Raw genomic sequence first — 1,813 nt, 5'->3', positions numbered from 1 at the left:
CCTCACAGATCCGTACGTGCGGAATTCCCGCATACGGCTCTTCGACGCATCTTTCACAGAATGGTTATTTGTAGATATCGACGTAGATTCTTGGCTTCGGGAGCTGCCATTTCTTTATCACTTCGCTGAACCGCTCCCGCGTAAAACTCTTGCGCTGACTTCTTCGATTCAGCCATTTCTCCATCAGCTTCGTCGTCTCCGTTTGATAGGCCTTCATCCTGTCGTAGTTGTCCGTTATTCCGTAGTACCGGTAATGTCCCAACAGCTTTGACCGGATCGCCTTCAGAAACTCCTCTTGCTTTAGATGCCGATTCGTCCGGATCCATTGCTTCATCTTCTTGACCTTCTGTCTGAATTTCTTCCCGCTCGTTTCCCGTTTCACTCGGTATGCGCCCTTTTGGCTCTTCGAGCAGTAGTGCGTGAATCCCAGAAAATCAAAGGTTTTCGGCTTCCCTTTCCCTTCTCTTCTGCTTCGCTCCTCCGCATACCGGCCAAACTCGATGATTTTCGTCTTCTCTTCCGCTAGGCTCAGCTTGAATTTCTCCAACCTTTGCCCAAGTGCGGCATAGAACCGCTCCGCATCCTCTCTGTACTGGAAGCAACAAATGAAGTCATCTGCAAAACGAATGATTTCTGCCTGCCCGTTGCATTGTTTCTTTACCGTTACCATGAACCACAGGTCCAGCACGTAATGCAGATATACATTCGCCAACAGCGGCGATACAGCCGATCCCTGCGGGGTTCCTTCCTCCGTCGGCTCGAAGTTGCCCTCCTCTTGGATACCTGCTTTTAACATCCGCCTCACCAGCCGCAGGATGTTTGGGTCGGCTATCCGCAGCTCGAGAAATTGGATCAGCCACTCGTGGTCGACATGGTTGAAGAACCCCTTGATGTCTGCATCCACCACATAGCTGATTCTCCCGTACTGGATGACCTCCGTCACCTTCTTCAGTGCATCGTGCATGCTTCTTCCCGGGCGAAATCCATACGAAAAATCCATGAAGTCTTGCTCGTAGATGGCGCTTAGCACTTGCTTTAGCGCATGTTGCACGAGTTTATCCTCGTACGCCGGTATCCCGAGCGGGCGCATACTTTTCTCATCCTTGGGGATGTACGTTCTTCTCGCCGGCTGCGGCCGATAGCTTTTCTGTTTCAGTCTCGCCACCAGTTGACCCACATTGGCTTCCAGGTCTTCCCCATATTTCTCTTTTGTCATGCCGTCGATTCCCGTCGCCTTTCCCGTTTCCATCTCCTCGTGGCTCTCCATTAACGCTTGTTCGTTGATGAGGTGCCCGATAGAGGTGAACCTTACTTTCGAGTCGGCTCTGGCCATTTCTGCTATTCTTGCTCGTTTTGTTTCCATCTCTTCTCCACCTCGGGGTGCGGTAAATGTGTCCTTAACAAGATTGATGCGGCGTCGCTCGCCTTCCCTCCACCCCCATTACGGGGCTTCTTCGGTACTATGCGGCGATCCGACTCCCTGCTGCTCGTTTGCCTTCCTTGTTTGTTACACTTGTCCGGCATACTCCTGCGAGTCGTTCCTAACCAGTACTTGTCTTGCAGAAGCGCGGGGCAGGGTCTCCCGAGTTGCTGAGTAACCATCTGGTCTACATGCCTGGCTCTTCGACCCCGGGGAAGCTCCTCCATCCTTGCCTTTTCGTTTGGAGTCATCTCGTCTTCCGAGAAACCAACCTCGTCGACCTTCCCGTTTCATGTTATTTCGAGGCTCAATCACTCAGGCCTGCATCCTGGCTGTCTACGCTTAAACGACTCTGTTGCCAGCTTCGCTCCAAGACTCGCTATTGGTGGCGTG

Annotated in this window: 1 protein-coding gene; it reads right to left on the bottom strand. The window is 52.3% G+C overall.

Going from position 1 to position 1,813, the window contains the following annotated elements:
• Positions 1-64: 64 nt before the first annotated feature.
• Positions 65-1,363: a group II intron reverse transcriptase/maturase gene (gene ltrA / locus E6C55_RS33115; protein ID WP_136374105.1), complete on the bottom strand. Its 1,299-nt coding sequence runs from the start codon at positions 1,361-1,363 to the stop codon at positions 65-67.
• Positions 1,364-1,813: the final 450 nt, after the last annotated feature.

The sequence above is a fragment of the Cohnella fermenti genome, from assembly GCF_004801405.1.
Taxonomy (GTDB): domain Bacteria; phylum Bacillota; class Bacilli; order Paenibacillales; family Paenibacillaceae; genus Cohnella; species Cohnella fermenti.
This window is presented reverse-complemented; position numbering and strand designations above follow the sequence as displayed.

What these genes read in the sequence shown, in the direction of transcription:
- ltrA (WP_136374105.1), bottom strand. Translation starts at nt 1,363, where the DNA reads ATGGAAACAAAACGAGCAAGAATAGCAGAAATGGCCAGAGCCGACTCG.